The sequence below is a fragment of the Aliikangiella coralliicola genome (assembly GCF_007004725.1).
In the GTDB taxonomy this organism is placed as follows: domain Bacteria; phylum Pseudomonadota; class Gammaproteobacteria; order Enterobacterales; family Kangiellaceae; genus Aliikangiella; species Aliikangiella coralliicola.
This window is the reverse complement of record NZ_ML660160.1, coordinates 575,723-591,848: the sequence shown is the minus strand read 5'-3', so window position 1 is coordinate 591,848 and position 16,126 is coordinate 575,723. Positions and strand designations below refer to the sequence as shown.

Genomic DNA, 16,126 nt, shown 5'->3' with positions numbered 1-16,126 from the left:
ACAACAGTGTTTGACGTTAAATCTAACTTAAATTATTTTGGTTTTGTGAAAACTTTGAGAATATTGTTGGGTTTCCTTCGTCTACCCAACCTACCTATATTTTTGCTTTCTTCTTTTTATTTATCACAGTTGGTGTCTAACCGGCTTTTTTATTCAACAGATTGATAACTCGCTTTCTTTCGAAACTACTACCTATGCTGTCGGTCGCATCCCTGATAGCTTTTTCAACATCTGCGTCAATCGAATGCTTGTCGATCAACTCAATAAGCAAACTGGCGAGTTCAAAATCTGAACTAATTTCGTCACTCGCCGCTTGCACAACCTTCATGTAATGTTCTTTATCTAATTCGCTGTCAAGCAGTGCGCTAAATGCACGGCGCATTTCAAAGTCAGAACTAATCGAATCAGCGAGCTCAAGGTAGGCATCAAACACACTATGAGACGTACCTAGTTTATCCTTGGCTTCTATCAATAAAGAGGCTAGCTCAAAATCAGAATCAATGGCTTTCGCAGCGCTAAACATCGCGATCATCCCATTGACGTCAGTATGATGTTTTTTCAAAAAACTCGAAAAAACTCGGCGCATTTCAAAGTCGGAGCTAATATTGGTAGACACTTTGAAGAACGCTTGCTGAATGTCACTATCATCAGGAATTAAACCAAGAAAGCTCTTTAGCACATTGGCCTGCTCGAAATCTGAATCAATAGTTTTAGTCGCCTTTAACACAGCGAACCAATGTTCTTGTTGTGTAATATTTTGAAGTTTGGCCAGCGCTTTTAATACTTTCGCTTGTTCAAAATCAGAGTTAATTTTAGTCGTTAATTTTATCGCACGATAAAGATCTCTGTCTGATAGTTTCGACTGTTCAAAAAGGTAGTGCATGTAAAGACCTTTTACATAATCGCTGTGAATCAGCTCAACTTCATCGAGGACTGCACCATCTCCATTCTTATGTCGAATTCTCGCAACACGCGCTTCCGCATCAATTCCTGTTGTACGTAAAATATAAGGAATGACCGATGCAAACCACTTTTGTGCCTTACTATCGTAAGCGCGTTTATCACCGTCTTGGTAGAAAGTATATTCGACTTCGTCACTTCCTCTTTCGATTCGCAACCGATTTTCATCACCATCGTTGCCAATGGTAATATCTAGCTCGCTATTCTGAGGAAAATCTATCAACGCAGTTTCTTCTTGATTAAACTTCAACTTACCTCGCAATTTCGCTTCTACTTTAATTTTCTTGCCATCATCCTCATGGGTCGACGACATATAGATCACATCATTATCTTCCAAAACAATTTCAGTATTATCAGAGTCACCAAAAGGTTTAGCGTGAACCTTGTTAATGAGGGAAACAGAATTGATCGAAAAACCAGGAGATGCCAATAAAACAAAAAGACTTAAAACTATACCTATCACTAAAGAAATACGCTTTGACTGAACATTTGATTTTTTCATAAGATTTTCTACTCGAGTTAATAAGTTGCCTTTATTCGATTTCATCGCCAATACTAATTGAGACTGGCTGGATAAAAGGTTGATTTCAGCAGAGACCGACAGTGCCTCTGCAAGCGCTTTAGGATTACCTGTCCAACGGGCAGCCATTTCATCACTGCGCTGCTCAGCAAACTGATAAAGAACTTGAGTTAATAGCTTGTTGAGTGGTTGAAAGAAAAATAAGCACGCTTTTAGCTGGTAGATAGCTAACCAGAAATTATCTTTTCTTTTTAAATGTGCCAGTTCGTGAGCCAGTGCTGCTTTGATCTGCTCCCGCTGAAAATATTGTGTTATCCCCAAGGGCAAAACCACTTCGTTACTCGCCAATGCAATCGGAGAATTAATATTTTCACATTGGGAAATTTTTACTTGTTTGTTGATGCCCGACTGAGCAATCAATTGGTTGAATATGTGAAGTACCAGGGGATCTTCTATCGGAGTTCGATCATTGAGAAGTCGTCGCAAGTAATAGAGCTGATAACTTTTTATACCTGCAATAAAGAGTATGCTAAACAGCCAGAAATAAGACATCCAAAGCGGTAACTGCTCAATACCAAACAAACTATTTGTATTATTCAGGCCTAATTTCTGATCGGGCGAAGCACCGTTGGTTTCCACTGAATTTACAATGGCTGGTTCTGTTTTTGACTGCTTACTCTGACTAAAGCTCGAGCTAGCAGCAGTCGATTGGCCGACCTGGAAATTAACAGGCGAAGAAGGATTCGTGCCTACATTTTTATGACTCGATTGTACATCAGAATTAATACCTGACTTACCGACAGCGTTACTCATTTCAGGCTGTTCAATCGTCCATTGATAATTCAATAATTGTTCATCGCGTGCTAGCAATTGAAAATCAACGGTTAGTAAAAAACTGGTTATCACACCACCCAACAAGGCCGATTTTAGCAACCATTCTCCTCTAGCATCAGCGGAAAATAATCTAGCCTTAAAAGCCAACAGTGCAGCGCCAACAAACAAACTACTATGGATCCAGTAGTTGATAATGAACTCGCTTATTAAAATATCCCAGTTTTCACTCATTGCCTTTTCCTCCCTCTTTTGTTGCGCCTTCACTAGAAAGGATCGCTTTAATTTTCCCGAGTTCTTCCTCATCAACTTCGCTTTGTCCAACTAAGTGATGAACGAGTTCGGTGGGATTTCCGTCAAAAAGATTAGCAAGAATGTTCGATAGCATTGATGTCTTAACTTCTTCCTCCGAAACCAGTGGAAAATATAAATGCTGTCTACCCGCTTTTTCGAAATCAACAACCCCTTTCTCGTGCATTCGTTTAAGCAGAGTGGCAACAGTTGTTAATGCAAGTTCTTTTTGCTCATTGAGCAACCGATGAACCTCGCTCACACTCAACTTGCCCTGCTCCCAAAGCACTTTCATCACCATTAACTGGAGATCGCTCAGTTTTACTTGACGGTTAAACATTGGAATAATCACCATAAACTACATTTGTAGTTAAAGATAATACTACAGTTGTAGTTTGTCAATGTTTTTATCGAGAGGTGTCTTATGGACAAAACCAGAAAATGCTAAAACACTGTTGATTCAGCTCTCACTACTAACGACGAAAAAACGGCCGATAAAGTCGAGACAGACCTCCCTGTCATTTATCGAGATAACAGAAACAAGTTTGAGATCAGGGTGCTTAACCTGAGTTTGGGATAAGAGCTCGGATTACTGACCTTTACCCTGTTTAAAAAGCTCAGCGCTTCCTGCACCACAAGCAATAATGCTTTTCATCATTTGTTCTACAGTCGCTTCAGGGTAAAACTCAACTAGTTTTTCAGGCACATGGTAAATATTTCCAGACGTTGGGTTAGGTCCCGTAGGCATAAAGATGGTCACCGTATTATCTGCGTGTCGGGCGGTAACAATCGCCGTCACTTTAGTTGCACAAGCTTCGCCGAATAATTGAACTCTGACAACTTCTCCCTTTGCAAACGGCGAAGCCTCTGAGCCGCCGAAAACCTGCGATACGATTTCTTTTACGATGCGATAACCCGGCGCTAAGCGCACAAGGTATTTATCAAAATGACCATGTAACCATTTACCGATACTAGTTGAGACAATAGTACCAATGGCAAAACAAGCGGCGAGGATTAATGCGATAACCATGATATCAGCCATTAACTCTGGTAAATGGTAGTGACTGGTCATATAGTCGGTTAAAGGTTGTATCAGGTCGGTGACGAAATAAAACACCCACCGAAAAACAGCGCCTAAAATCACAACAGGCAGTAAAACTAAAATTCCACCGAGCAACGCTTTACGTACAAAAACTTTCAATCGACTCATACAAGATCTCTTTCAATAAAATTAAGATTAATCAGGTTAATAACTATCGAAATCAAGCGGTACTCATTTTTGGTTACATTTTTTGTCGATAATTAACTATCCCGGGTTCAGATTAACTAACCTGAACTCGGGTTAACTAAGTAGCTTCTGACACAGTTACGACCTTGTTCTTTCGCCAGGTACAAAGCCTTATCCGCGTTATCGACGAGCTGGATTGAATTAATACCTGCAGAAGGAATAAAACTGGCAACGCCAATACTAACGGTAACAACCAGTTCAATACCGTCAAAAACAAATGGTTTGCTTTCAATTTCAACCCGGATAGTCTCAGCAAGCTGATGGGCTTCATCAAGGGAAGTATCGCTCAACAAAACCGCAAACTCTTCTCCTCCAAAGCGGGCAATCAAATCTGTTTTTCTTTTCGCCGCGCTGCTAATCGAGTTAGCGACATAAATCAGGCATTCATCTCCAAATAAATGCCCATGCTGATCGTTAATCAATTTAAAATTGTCGACATCGATCATCAATAAAGATTGCTCCTGTTGACTTCTGATGCCTGCATTCCATTGAAATTCAAACGCTGTATTAAAGTGGCCCCGATTAAAAATTGACGTCAGCGGATCAATTTTATTTATCCGCTCTAACTCCTTCCTTTGAGACTCAAGTTGACTCTCAATTCTAAAAGCACGCAAATACTCTTTATTTGAGCGACGGCTCAACATAACCAAATAAGCAAGATAAATGGTAATCAAAATTCCCTGGGAATAGTTCTCAACGAGAAAGAAGCTGGCATAAATGCCTGGACTTAAGATCAAACAAACATTAGTAACGCTCACCCAGAGTCTTGGGTTAAGCGCACTCATAGCCCCACTCGCCATACCGCCAATAGCGAGCACTATCACAAATCGAATGGGTTCAAATCGGGGGTCATGGATGGCCAGAATGAACAAACTCCCCCACAACAGCGCCTGCACAAATGAACTGGTTGCAAAAAATATCAACCAACTTCTTCGATGATAGGGATACCACAACTGAGTCAATTGCCTTTGCACCCAACGGAGAAAACTGACTCCTGCTAAAGCAATCATAAAACGCCAGCTTATATCCCAGTGCTCCAGATGAAATCCAACGGGAAAGATGATAATGGGCCAAAGTATCGCGTAGATTACAATTCCCGGAATTGATCGGTTCAACAGATCCATATCAATCCGTCTTTGTATCAATTGATTTCGATATTGAAAATTGGTCTCGATAGGCATAAAACCGAAAGGTTATAGTTAGTATTTGGTATTTTTTTAACGCTAAACAGAAATTAATCTCAATCTGCGAGGCGCATTTGTTTTAATTAAGAATAGACTATTTGTGGTGGTTTGGGAGGAAATCAGTCGACAAATAAAATACTAGTCATCGTGAATATCAAATTGATTTTTCAACTCTTTTCTCAATCGAAATAACTGCTTAAAGTGCCTTCCGGAATTGTTGGTCATTTCCAGAACCAGTGACTTGATTCGAGCGTTTGCGTCACAATTGTCAAACGTAATTTGCACTTGATTAGTGGCCGAAACTTCGCACGAACACCATACCGAGCAGCATTCGGAGAAGTTGTAATATTGCCAAATGCCTTCGTTTTCTTCCAACCTGAGGCTCGTGGCGATGAGTTCAAGCAGCTCATCGCATTGATTAAAATTTTCCCAACCGGTTGCGGGTTTTATGAACATCTGCGTTCCTGGTTAATGTTTTTCTATCCAGCGGCAAAATAAAAGTACGCTTAATCCAAAGCGTGTTTAAAGACTATCGTACAAATAAGAATAGGATATTACCAGAATGAGATACTTGTAAATTGTTAACTTATACGCAATTTCGCTATATTCAGCTATTTTTATAACTAGTGTTTATTTAGTCTAAATTCAGGAATGAACTAAACCTAATAGAGTCGCTCGGTTCACAGTTTTACTAATTGCCGTGATACATGGACTAATATTTTGATGTAAACTATCGAATTGTATTCGATTTCCAATACTTTAGAATTATATTAATTGGACAATATTCTAACTGGACAATATTTCAACTGGAAAATCCCACTATGGCGCAAGTTAGTACACTCCAGTCTCTGGACTTAATTCTGGAAGATGTTTCTGCCGAAATAAACCTGTCTATTAACGCTCTGGAACAATACTCTCGCTCATTTAAAAACACCAAAGCTTTAAAAAAGTCGCTAGGGCACTTACAGAAGTTAAAAGGTGTGTTTACGTTACTGGAAATGTCCGGTGCGCAGCGACTCGTGGTGGATACCAGCGCTTTGCTAAAAAAACTGCCTAAGCGAAAACCTGAAACCCGCACTCGTTTGCTTGAAGTGGCTTCAGTTGCACACGCTCGCCTGATGCGATATGTCGAGCATATCAACCAGAAACCCTATGATTTACCCCAATTATTATTGCCATCAATCAACGATTTGAGAACCAGCATCAATGCACCATTACTGGAGGAGTCAGCCTTTTTCCACGATGATGGAAATAAAACCCGCGGCGGCAAGAAGCTCGTTTTAGTCACTAGCGAAGAAAGCGCCACTAAATCAAGACACTTTCGCCAGATGTACCAGGTTGGTCTGATTGAGGTATTACGCCAGACAAATTTAAACGGCGGATTAAGGATGATGCAAAAAGCCCTGAGGAAGCTCGATTTAGAATGCCCTCGCCCCAATAGCCCAAATCTTTGGTGGATAGCTGAAGTTATGTTGGATGGCTATATTGAAGAAAAACTGGCGCTCACACGTTCACGCTTAAAACTGTTTTCTCGCCTGGACCGCCAAATTAGAAAAGTGGAAAATAAAGCCGAAAATTTACTAGATGATAATAAAGCGGAAATGGCAGCGTTAACCAGAGAAATGCTTTACTTAACCTCAATTAGCGGTGCAACCAGTAAACGGGCGGAACGCCTGTTCGATCACTTTCAATTCAAATTCGACGATACAATCACAGACGAACTCCTTCGAAAGGAATCCGAGGAACTTCGTGGTCCTAGCGATCAGGACTACAAATCCATCGCTCAATCGCTTCACGAAGAAATCCTACGCATTGAAAAAACACTTACTCACAGTCAGGAAAACGATCACGACATTGACGACTTAAAACATGTCAGAAAGCAGATGAGTAATCTGAATAACCTGTTGCAAATTTTGCAGGTTGATGATCAATCGGTGAGACTGACAGTTGCCATTGACCTGATCAACAAAGCCGTTGAAAACAATCAAATACTGAATGACAAAGATACCAATATACTCTTTATCGTACTTGATAGTATTCGCAAAGCGGTCAATCAATCTGAACTAGCCAAATATTCAGGACGAACTTCACCCAGACGTCAACGACTCAGCAAAACCGAAAAAGATATCTGGAAAAAAACTTCCGCAGACGTCAATCAACTGATAAAAACCCTCACACAGTTTGTGGATAAAAATCGCAAAGTACTTTTACTGAAAGATTGTCCTGAACTAATCAAACAAATAAGCGTCGGCTTTTCAAAACTCAAGGTAAAACAGGCGGAACCAATATTGTCAGGCTGCAGCTTGTTTCTGGAACACTACCTGGTTAAAAACCCTCACACCACTAGCGACGATGCGTTAAATCTATTTGCGGATATTATCGGTAGCCTGGAGTTCTATCTAGAAACGCTGAATTTTACTGCAAAACCCAGTTCAAGAATTTTAACCTTCGCAGAAAATAGCTTGTTACATCTAAATAGACTGAACAAGAATTCGTAATTAACCTGAGGTTTGGATAAGGGAATTCAACAGACTTCTCAATAGATTGCTATTTCAATCAGTTGAAACGATTTTGATGAATTAATAAACTCAATATTGGCCAGTGCCACTATTTTTGTGGCTATCAAGGCAAGGCTGTGAAGCAATAGCAAGCTATTGAAAGCAGACTTAACGCGGAGAGCCGCAAAAATAGGGGCGCGGGGGAATTTCCTTATCCGAATCTCAGGTTAATTAGTTACGCTTTTACGGCTTGGGTGTCAGCGTGAAAGCAAAAATACCGCAAATTGACAGCAAAGCAGATTCAATTGGACTTATTATTGTAAATTTGGTGAAATAACTTTCTGGCTGATAAAACGCAATATTACTGTTGACGCTTTTTAGTGGTTTATTCGAGAGCTTCAGTTTAGTGCGCCTATCAGATGTTTTCCTAAAATAACCAATAATCAAATTAACGGTTCGATGATACGAAAAATAAAACTATTTTTTGAAAGCTATATGGTGACGGAAGAGCCTTCGGAAGAAGAGCGTCAGCGGTCTCTGAATATGGCCGTTGCTGCAATATTCATTGAAATGGTCGGTATCGATAATAAAATCGATGTTAGCGAAGAAAGTAAGCTCAAATCTCTACTGAAACAACAGCTAAAAATCAGTGAAATAGAACTCAATCAACTTGTTTCGCTGGCACAGCAGGAACTGAAAGAGTCTGTTGATTACTATCAGTTCACTTCCCTGATTAATCAAAACTTCGATATGCCTGAAAAAATTCAGGTAATAGAAAATCTATGGAAAATCGCTTACGCCGATGGAAAGGTCGACAGTTATGAGGAGCATTACCTGAGAAAAATATGTGACCTGTTATTTGTGCCCCACAGCGAATTTATTAAAGCAAAACTTCGGGTAGTAAAAGAATAATTAAGCACTCATAAAATAAGTGCCCAGGAAAAACATCAAAAATGTTTCGTGACCGAAAACATTAACTCATAATCTTTATACTGTTTTCCCTTTACTCGATTAAGTCCCCAAGCTTCTATTTTATTATTTGAACGCTCGTATAGCGAATAACCCTTCAAAGTCAGCCGATAGATTGCCGGTATGCTGTTTTTATACCGATCAGAACGGTGCCTGGTTTGTAACTGGCTTGTGGTATTTGCAGGGTGCAGTTTTAGCCTGGCGGAACTGAACAATGATATTTGCGGTGAAAAAGAACTTAAGCCATTGTCAAAATTGATATTTGAACTGGTCACACTCAACTCTAAACCGGCACCGGACGAAAATTGGTGTCGAAAACCCAGGGTAAAATTTTCATCAGCGCTAAACCGATGGGTTTGTTGTACGCCTGGAATATAGTCAGAACCAGCTAAAACATCATTCTCCCAGGCAAAATCAACATTATCATTATATTCAACGTCAGTATTTTTTTCGTTCGCCAAAACCGGGCAAACCGGTGCGGCGGCCATAACAATACTTGCAACAACAGAGCGTAACCAGCATTGGCGCCTGAGCACTTTTTTAAGTTGTCTGGTCGTTATCATTTCCATTTCAACTAACACTTCTCCCAAACGCTTTTCACTGCTCTGCTGGCACTCTAGTGCTCGCTTAAGCTGCTTCTCGGTTATCCAACCTTTATCAATTAACAACAGACCCAATTTAGAAGAGTCTTGTTTTGCCCCCATCGAAAACACTCCCGACCTCCGCGAACCTATATGAATCAGCCAGTTAAGCCTTTAACCTGGCAAAATACTATCCGTTAAAATATCTTTTTCATTCAATAATTATAGGTGAAGCTGTCAAATAATTATTCTCAGATAAGTGATTTAAAAGCGTATAAGTTGAAATTGTCTAAATCACTTCGTGTTTATGACATTTTGCGTTGAATAACTAGTGCTCCTTATCAATATTTACACCAATCTCTTCTGCAATAACGTCCGAACTCTACTAGGATTAAGCTAAGCGTTTGATTCCAGTAAAAATTACGAGATGTTTAAATTATTTCTCCGGCTATTAGCATTATTGCTATTTTGCGGTGCGGCTCGTGCGACCGAAAAAGTCGTTCTGCAACTGAAATGGGAGCACGAATTTCAGTTTGCTGGATATTATGCGGCAAAGTGGCAAGGCTTTTACCAAGACGCCGGGCTCGATGTTGAAATCCGCTCTGCCGCACGTGCAAATGGGACAATGGCTAACCCCATTGAAGAAATCAAATCCGGTAATGCTGATTTTGCCGTAGGTGGACTGGACATACTGATTGGCAAGGATCAAGGCGTCGAACTTGTCGTATTAGCTTCAATTTTTCAGCGTAGTCCCAGCGCTGTATTTTCGCTGCCCGAGGTTCCACTCAATAATTTGTCGCAACTGGCAAAACTACGTATTGCCGTCATCGACAGCGATTCAACAAAAATGGAAATTGAAGCGCTTTTTAAGGCACGCGGATACGATATCGATACCATTCAATTTGTTGATGAGCCGGTAACCGTCGAAACATTAATTAATCGCAAAGCTGACGCCATCGTCACCTATGAAGTCTCTGCATTGATACAATCAAAAGAAAAAAAAATAACATTAAATAAACTTCTTCCCGGCGACTTCGGCCTAAGTTTTTACGGCGACACCTTGTACACTTCTCAGCGACTGTCACAAAATCGACCAGACCTGGTGGAAAAATTTATTTCCGCAACACAACAAGGCTGGTTGTACGCACTCAACAACAAGCAACAAATCGCGCAACAAATTTCCACCCAGTTACCTCGTTATATCTATCAATATGACAATGTCCTTGATTATAATCTGGCATTCTCCGACCTGATTGATAACTTAATTCAATACCCTCAAAAACCGATTGGTTATATTAATCAGGACCGCTGGTTTACCATGAATGAAAGAATACGGTCCCTTGGTTTAGTGCGATCTCATCTGGACAAATCAAGCTTTTTCTTTAGTACAGAAACAAAAGCAGATAATTATCTGGATAAAATTATTTTTATCCTGGCACTTGTTGCGCTCACTCCCGCCATTTTTATATTCTGGTACAAGCGATATCTGTTATTAACGATTACCGGTATTCTGGCTATAACACTCATCATTGAATTAGAACTTGAGGCCAATCTTGAAAAAGATGATGCCCAGGCGGTAAAACTCAACCTGCTGCAGCAATTGAGTTCCGTTAGCGCTAAGTTAGAAGGAAACCTTCAAACCAATTTGTCTATGTTGAGCGGTTTTGCCGCTTATATTTCGGCCACGCCAGACCTGACTTATGACGAATACGCAAACTATGCGAGCGAAATTTTTAAGAAAGAACCCATGCTCATTAATTTTGCGGCAGCTAAAGACCTTGTCGTCAATTATGTTTATCCACTGAAAAATAATGAAAAAGCTATCGGTTTAGACTACCGAAAAAATGACGCACAAAGAGAAATGGTCATGCAAGTTGCCAATAGCGGACAACTATTAGTTGCAGGGCCAGTCAACCTGGTCCAGGGCGGGGTCGCTTTTATCGGTAGAGCGCCGATTTACACCGGGGACGGTTCTGACAGGCGATTATGGGGCATTATTTCAGCACCACTTGATGCAGAATCACTATACCAACACTCAGACGTCAGAACTCTCGCAAAAGAAACCAAACTGGCCATAAAAAGTTATGATTCGCTAGGTAGAGAAGGCCCTGTTTTCTTCGGTGAAAAGCGTGTATTTGAAGATCCTGAGAGAGTCCAGTTCATTATCAGCGTTGGCGGCGGCACCTGGCATCTGGCCGCCTCTCCAATAGGCCACAACGAAAACTTCTCAACCAACATTCTTTTCGTCAGGCTAGCCTCACTGATAATCGTTCTTATTATCTGTTCATTTACTTCATTCAGGTTTAAACAGGAGCGAGAAAAACAAAAATTAGAAACATTAATCAGAAACAATCAGAAACTACTCGAAAAAGTGGGAAGCGTTGCCAGAATTGGTGGCTGGAAAGTTGACGAGCAACTCAACTTTGCTCAATGGTCACAACAGTCTTCACTTTTATTAAAAAAGCCCGCGCAATATAAGCCTGAAAATATCAATGAAATCGCTGAGCTTTTTGAAAAAGATGGCTTACTTGTGTGGAAGTCGAATATAGATTTGGCTATAAAAACCGGTAGTCCGTTCGATATTGAGTTAGAACTGAACTCCAAGGACGATCAAAAAAGCTGGCTAAGAATTATCGCGAGTTCGTCGAGAGAGAACGAGCAAACTTTTGTCACAGGTACACTCCAAGATGTTACTGACAAAGTGCTTAGCGCAAAATTAATAGAACACCAGGCAACTTACGATTCTTTAACAGACCTGCCTAACCGAATATTATTTAATGATAGACTTAACAAAGCGATTGATAGTGCTCGCCGAAACAAAAATAAAATTGCGGTTCTTTTTATCGACCTGGACCGGTTTAAACCCGTTAATGACAATCATGGCCACCAAATCGGTGACAGACTTTTGATTGAGTCAGCTAAACGAATTCAGAGTTGCGTTCGAGAATCGGATACAGTTTCCAGATTGAGCGGTGACGAATTCGGCGTGATTATCGCCAATGTTCCTCACTACAATACAGCACTAAAAATTACCGAAATTATTCTGGAAAATATGCAACAAGCTTACCACTTCGATGAGATTGTTTTACATTGCAGCGCGAGTATCGGTATCGCGCTATATCCTGATGACGGAGAGAATGCACAGAGTCTGCTGAGGAAAGCAGACCAGGCTATGTACACGGTAAAAGGCAGTGGTAGAAATGGCTGGCAATTTTATACGCGCGAGATGCAACAAAATTCAGAGTATCGGCATGCCCTTCTTAACCACTTAATCATCGCAGTAAAAAATAGAAAATTGGCAACCTATTATCAGCCAATTCTCGATTTAAAAACTAACCGGGTAACCAAATGTGAAGCGCTGGCAAGATGGCAAAAAGCCGATGGGCAATTTATCCCTCCAGTTGAATTTATCAGTCTTGCGGAAGAATCTGGACTCATTAACAAGATCGATCTTTTGATGCTTGAAAACGCGGTACAGGCGCTTATAAAAATCAATCAGAAAGGTAGAAATGTCGGACTTTCAATTAACGTGTCCCCGAGATTATTCCATACGCGAGATAAAGCGCTTGAAACCTGGATGGAATGCATCAAGACCCTCAGCCAGAAAATAAATATTACAGTAGAAATCACAGAAAGACTGTTAACCGATGATTCGGAAAAAGCACTCAGTGTATTAGAAAAACTAAAAACTTATAATGTAAAAATTGCAATCGATGATTTTGGCACCGGTTATTCATCGCTTAGCTACCTGGTAAAGTTTCCCGTCGACATTATCAAAATAGATCGGGAATTTGTCGAAAAAATAGAAAAGGAAAGTTCGGCCGAGACACTTATTGAAACAATATTAGTCATGGCCAAACGCTTAAAAATTAAAGTTGTCGCTGAAGGAATAGAAACTCAGCAACAACTCAACTTTTTGGTTAACAACCATTGTGATTTTGGTCAGGGCTATTACCTCGGGAAACCAATGAGCGAAAATAATTTTCGTGAGTTTATTTTCAGCGACAGTTTGATTGCCGACAAAAGCTAATTCTGTGGGGCGAGCCTAAAACGACGAGTTTCAACAAACAGTATCATCCTATCCCGAGCTCGATTTATTCGGCCAGTTATCGGGAACAACAAAAACCAGTTGTTCACTAGCATAGCACGGTGCAAATGCCTCTGATCCGGAAAAGCCAGAAATTAATATAGGGTGCTGTTTATCTTCAATCAACAACGTCAGCCTTTCAACAACCTCCTTACTGGATAAAAGAGCCGACGATTCTCTTACGATTGGCGCTAGCCAATGTGGTTTCTCTAGCACCGACCAATAGTCTGATCGGTGGACAAAACTGGCTAAATCACTGATTCTCAACCAGCGTCCTCGATGATGATTAGCTTGCGAATTTAATGGCGAGTCGAGAGGATAATGTTCAGGATAAAACAGGTATCCAAGTAAGCAGATTTCGCTTTTAATGTCTTTAACACCTAGCTTTAGTAATGCTTCGCGCCCCGCCGCCGTTTGCGAGAGTTTCGATTGATGCATTACTAGCTTATTAAATTTCCTATCCAATCTGTCGTTCGTATTAGGTCCAATCCAGGTACTCATTGAAGTTGTATCATGAGAGCTGGTTTCATAAGAGTCGCTTTCATGAGAGTCGGTTTCAGTCATACCCGTGGAGCCCAGATAGTATTTTATTGCAACTTCAAGGTGTCGGTACTGTTGCGTCAATTCGTCAAAATAAATAAAATCAAATTCGCCAAGGGTCTTATTATCGCCAAAAACCTGAACATTTTTTGCCAACAATTTTTTACCTGGATAAAAGCGGAGATAAAACTCCCACAAGCCTTCAAAGTATGGTCCTAGCATTCTCAGGTTTTTATTTTTTAAATGCGCTTCCAGCATCTCAGGATTGCTATCCAGCTCTTTCAGCCACGCATCATCGGAGAAGTCCTTTTCGAAACTCATGTGTTCAGAGCTTATCAAGGGCGTCGACTGAAATATCCACGCCAAGTCACGGACAAACTGGTTGTTTATGAATAACTGCTCATTTGAAAGTTCCATCAAATAGTGACCCTTGCTTTACAACCCAGGCAATCTTAAAGCGCCGGCGGCGCGATGTTTTGTATTAACTATTGGTTATCGTACATGCCAACTAAGTTAAAGTATACCAATTGTCAAAGATGCTATTTGGACTGCTGCCACATTGTTCAATACATTTGCTGTGAAGAGGATCGAAGAAGTTTACATTCCCCTCTTTGAAAAGAAGGGCCAGGGGAGATTTGAGCTTTTGTTTTTACTCAACCTTTAAATCCTTTGTCTTGGTAAAATATCATTCAAAACCCTAGGCGGCGGCACGACGCTAACCAAAACACTAAGGTTAAACTTTCCTCGACTTATAGTAATTAATCAATCCATCGGTAGAACTGTCATGTCCACAAACCACTTCAGGATTATTAATATCTTGCATGATTTTATTTGCCAGGTGTTTCCCTAATTCAACGCCCCACTGATCAAACGAATTAATGTTCCAGATAATGCCCTGCACAAATATCTTATGTTCGTATAACGCAATCAACGAGCCCAGAGTTTTTGGGTTAAGGGTTTCAAACAAAAAGGTATTACTTGGTCGATTACCAGGGAAAACTTTGTGAGGTAACAACTTTTCAATTTCTGCTTCAGATAATCCCTGGATCGAGAGCTCATCCAAAACTTCTTGCTCTGTTTTTCCTTTCATTAACGCTTCAGTCTGCGCGAAGACGTTCGACATCAATGCATTATGATGCTTTGAAGCGCCTTGAAAGTTAAATATCGGCGCAAGAATGTCAACCGGCACCAACTTGGTTCCCTGATGCAACAATTGGTAAAACGCATGCTGGCTGGGAATACCGATTTCACCAAATAGTATCGGTCCGGTCGAGTAGTCTATTTGATTACCCGCGCGGTCAATAAACTTACCATTACTTTCCATATCCGCTTGCTGCAAATAAGCAGGAAATCGATGCATATGTTGCGCATAAGGCAATACGGCGGTAGTCTGGGCACCATAGAAGTTATTGTACCAAATGCCGAGCAAAGCCATAATCACCGGAATATTATGTTCAAATGGAGAGTCTCGAAAATGCTGATCAGCGTCGTATGCTCCGCCCAATAATTGGTCAAAATTTTCAGGGCCTATTGATATGACAATCGAGAGTCCGATGGCCGACCAAAGGGAATAACGTCCACCGACCCAATCCCACATTTTAAATATATTATCAATTTCAATGCCGAATTGATTCGCAGCTTTCTGGTTTTCGGTGACCGCAACGAAATGTTTCGCCAGCAGCTTTTCGTCGGGCAAGCGACTCAAAAACCATTGTCTTGCAGTCTCAGCATTAACCATGGTGTCTTGAGTAGTAAAACTCTTAGATGAAATAATAAAAAGCGTCGTTTCCGGCTTTAGATTTTCCAAGGTATCGTTAATGTGGTTCTCGTCAATATTCGCAACAAAATGAACATTGAGATCGTGTAGTGCGTAAGGTCTTAGCGCTTCGGTCACCATTAACGGACCAAGGTGAGAACCACCGATGCCGATATTAACGACATCAGTAATGGGTTGATCAGTCGCCCCTAACCACTCCCTGGCGCGAATCGACCTGGCGAGTTTTTTCACCCGTGCTAACTCATATTCCACATCTGGAATTATATTAATGCCATCGACATAACAAGGCTTTTTCGAACGGTTGCGCAATGCCACATGAAGGACCGAACGATTTTCAGTATGGTTTATTTTTTCCCCCGAAAACATTTTCTCAATCATTTCGGGCACACCAGCATCTTTAGCTAAACGAATTAACAGGTTTATTGTTTCTGTATCAATTCGGTTTTTAGAATAATCAAATAAAATGTCATTAAATCGAATTGAAAACTCTTCAAAACGAGCGCGATTATCATTAAACTGATCTCGCATATGGACATTTCTGGTTTGCTCAAAATGCTGTTGAAGCGCGTTCCAACTTTCAGAATTCCGGGGAAAATGCAT

11 protein-coding genes are annotated in these 16,126 nt (G+C 40.6%); 3 read left to right on the top strand and 8 right to left on the bottom strand.

The window, feature by feature from the left end; genetic code table 11:
• Window positions 1-136: 136 nt before the first annotated feature.
• From FLL46_RS02135 to FLL46_RS02115, 5 genes are all read right to left on the bottom strand, one after another.
• Window positions 137-2,545 carry a M56 family metallopeptidase gene (locus tag FLL46_RS02135; RefSeq protein ID WP_168204004.1) on the bottom strand — a complete coding sequence of 803 codons (2,409 nt, stop codon included), beginning with the start codon at window positions 2,543-2,545 and terminating at the stop codon, window positions 137-139.
• A complete protein-coding gene (locus FLL46_RS02130) occupies window positions 2,538-2,942 on the bottom strand; it encodes a BlaI/MecI/CopY family transcriptional regulator (protein WP_168204003.1) in 405 nt (134 codons plus the stop codon). The genes FLL46_RS02135 and FLL46_RS02130 overlap by 8 nt, the downstream gene beginning before the upstream one ends.
• 249 nt (window positions 2,943-3,191) lie before the next feature.
• On the bottom strand, window positions 3,192-3,812 hold the full coding sequence (locus tag FLL46_RS02125) for a DUF502 domain-containing protein (RefSeq protein WP_142891765.1): 621 nt from the start codon (window positions 3,810-3,812) through the stop codon (window positions 3,192-3,194).
• Between the two features lie 116 nt (window positions 3,813-3,928).
• Window positions 3,929-5,014, bottom strand: a complete 1,086-nt coding sequence (locus FLL46_RS02120) for a GGDEF domain-containing protein (RefSeq protein WP_168204002.1) — start codon at window positions 5,012-5,014, stop codon at window positions 3,929-3,931.
• 198 nt (window positions 5,015-5,212) lie between these two features.
• A complete protein-coding gene (locus tag FLL46_RS02115) occupies window positions 5,213-5,530 on the bottom strand; it encodes a hypothetical protein (protein WP_142891763.1) in 318 nt (105 codons plus the stop codon).
• A 365-nt stretch (window positions 5,531-5,895) separates the two neighbouring features.
• On the opposite strand from FLL46_RS02115, the gene FLL46_RS02110 reads away from it, so the two are divergent.
• Window positions 5,896-7,572 (top strand): FimL-related protein, encoded by a 1,677-nt coding sequence (locus FLL46_RS02110; RefSeq protein WP_142891762.1) that lies wholly within the window; start codon window positions 5,896-5,898, stop codon window positions 7,570-7,572.
• 459 nt (window positions 7,573-8,031) lie between these two features.
• Window positions 8,032-8,484 (top strand): tellurite resistance TerB family protein, encoded by a 453-nt coding sequence (locus FLL46_RS02105; RefSeq protein WP_142891761.1) that lies wholly within the window; start codon window positions 8,032-8,034, stop codon window positions 8,482-8,484.
• A 35-nt stretch (window positions 8,485-8,519) separates the two neighbouring features.
• Here FLL46_RS02105 and FLL46_RS02100 read toward each other — a convergent pair whose 3' ends face one another.
• A complete protein-coding gene (locus FLL46_RS02100) occupies window positions 8,520-9,245 on the bottom strand; it encodes a cyclic di-GMP-binding domain-containing protein, MshE-related (protein ID WP_142891760.1) in 726 nt (241 codons plus the stop codon).
• A 304-nt stretch (window positions 9,246-9,549) separates the two neighbouring features.
• On the opposite strand from FLL46_RS02100, the gene FLL46_RS02095 reads away from it, so the two are divergent.
• Window positions 9,550-13,152 (top strand): EAL domain-containing protein, encoded by a 3,603-nt coding sequence (locus FLL46_RS02095; RefSeq protein WP_142891759.1) that lies wholly within the window; start codon window positions 9,550-9,552, stop codon window positions 13,150-13,152.
• Window positions 13,153-13,200: 48 nt separating this feature from the next.
• Here FLL46_RS02095 and FLL46_RS02090 read toward each other — a convergent pair whose 3' ends face one another.
• Window positions 13,201-14,166, bottom strand: coding sequence for a DUF1853 family protein (locus FLL46_RS02090; protein WP_142891758.1), 966 nt, complete (start codon window positions 14,164-14,166; stop codon window positions 13,201-13,203).
• A gap of 316 nt (window positions 14,167-14,482) precedes the next feature.
• Window positions 14,483-16,126 (bottom strand): glucose-6-phosphate isomerase, encoded by a 1,644-nt coding sequence (pgi, locus tag FLL46_RS02085; protein ID WP_142891757.1) that lies wholly within the window; start codon window positions 16,124-16,126, stop codon window positions 14,483-14,485.

Coding starts and splice junctions, on each gene's coding strand:
- FLL46_RS02135 (WP_168204004.1), bottom strand. CDS start 2,545: ATGAGTGAAAACTGGGATATTTTAATAAGCGAGTTCATTATCAACTAC.
- FLL46_RS02130 (WP_168204003.1), bottom strand. CDS start 2,942: ATGTTTAACCGTCAAGTAAAACTGAGCGATCTCCAGTTAATGGTGATG.
- FLL46_RS02125 (WP_142891765.1), bottom strand. CDS start 3,812: ATGAGTCGATTGAAAGTTTTTGTACGTAAAGCGTTGCTCGGTGGAATT.
- FLL46_RS02120 (WP_168204002.1), bottom strand. CDS start 5,014: ATGGATCTGTTGAACCGATCAATTCCGGGAATTGTAATCTACGCGATA.
- FLL46_RS02115 (WP_142891763.1), bottom strand. CDS start 5,530: ATGTTCATAAAACCCGCAACCGGTTGGGAAAATTTTAATCAATGCGAT.
- FLL46_RS02110 (WP_142891762.1), top strand. CDS start 5,896: ATGGCGCAAGTTAGTACACTCCAGTCTCTGGACTTAATTCTGGAAGAT.
- FLL46_RS02105 (WP_142891761.1), top strand. CDS start 8,032: ATGATACGAAAAATAAAACTATTTTTTGAAAGCTATATGGTGACGGAA.
- FLL46_RS02100 (WP_142891760.1), bottom strand. CDS start 9,245: ATGGGGGCAAAACAAGACTCTTCTAAATTGGGTCTGTTGTTAATTGAT.
- FLL46_RS02095 (WP_142891759.1), top strand. CDS start 9,550: ATGTTTAAATTATTTCTCCGGCTATTAGCATTATTGCTATTTTGCGGT.
- FLL46_RS02090 (WP_142891758.1), bottom strand. CDS start 14,166: ATGGAACTTTCAAATGAGCAGTTATTCATAAACAACCAGTTTGTCCGT.
- pgi (WP_142891757.1), bottom strand. CDS start 16,126: ATGCATTTTCCCCGGAATTCTGAAAGTTGGAACGCGCTTCAACAGCAT.